Annotated in this window: 1 protein-coding gene; it reads right to left on the reverse strand. The window is 60.8% G+C overall.

Annotated features, from left to right (window positions below; translation table 11 throughout):
* Nucleotides 1–1,065, reverse strand: a complete 1,065-nt coding sequence (locus CH302_RS12835; RefSeq protein ID WP_037190673.1) for an IS630 family transposase — start codon at nt 1,063–1,065, stop codon at nt 1–3.
* Between the last annotated feature and the right edge of the window lie 46 nt (nt 1,066–1,111).

The following is a 1,111-nucleotide window of genomic DNA, read 5'->3' on the forward strand; positions in this document are numbered from 1 at the left end:
CTAGTGGTCCGCGTTTGAAGTTGTTGGGCGGTTGGCCTTCTTGAGGATCTGCTCCGCAGTTTTGGTCCAGACGAACGGCTGAGCGCGTGGGTTCCAGCCGTTGATGAACGAACGAATCTTGGCGGTGAGGTCACGGACACTGCGGAAGGTTCCGCGGTGGATCGCTTGGCGTTCGATGATCCCGAACCAGACCTCCACGAGATTCATCCACGACGCCGAGGTGGGCGTGAAATGTACTGTGATACGCGGATTATCGGCGAGCCAATCTCGTACTTCCTGCTTCTTGTGCGTGGCGTAGTTGTCCATCACCAGGTGAAGTTCCTGATCCGGGTAGGCCCGCGCGACATGTTTGAGGAACACCAGAAATTCCTGGTGACGGTGACGCGGTTTACAGATTCCGGTGACCTTGCCGGTCGCCACCTCGAGTGCCGCGAACAGTGTCGTCGTGCCGTTGCGGACGTAGTCGTGGGTCTGTCGTTCGGGTATCCCGATCTGCATCGGCAACGTCGGTGCGGTGCGGTCCAACGCCTGAATCTGCGACTTTTCATCCACGCACAACACGATCGCGTTCTCCGGCGGTTCGAGATAGAGGCCGACGATATCGGTGACTTTTGCGACCAACTCCGGATCGGTCGAGAACTTGAATGTCTCACTGCGCCAGGGCTGAACGCCGTGTTCGCGCCACACCCGCGCGACGGTGGCGTGCCCGATCTTCAAGTGGTCGGCGAGCAATCTCGAACTCCAATGCGTGACGCCGTACTTCGCCGGTGGGGGCGTCAACGTCACCGAGATCAGATTCTCGCGATCGAGGGTGCGGGGGCGACCCGAGCGCTCTTCGTCGAAGAGCCCGTGGACCCCGAACTGCTCGTACCGTGCGCGCCAATTGATCACCGTCTGACGCGAAATCGAGAACCGTCGCGCGATCTCCGCATGCGCCACGCCATCGGCGGCCAGCAGAACGATCCTCGCGCGCTGGACCAACCCGGCCTTGGTCGTCGTCGATCGCACCCACTTCTCGAGCTGGGCACGGTCGGAATCGGCGATCAACAACGGTGCGGCGCGCATGAGTAATTCAACCAAACAAAACCGCCCAACTACTTCAGGCGCGCCG

The organism is Rhodococcus sp. 15-2388-1-1a, assembly GCF_002259145.1.
Lineage (GTDB): Bacteria > Actinomycetota > Actinomycetes > Mycobacteriales > Mycobacteriaceae > Rhodococcoides.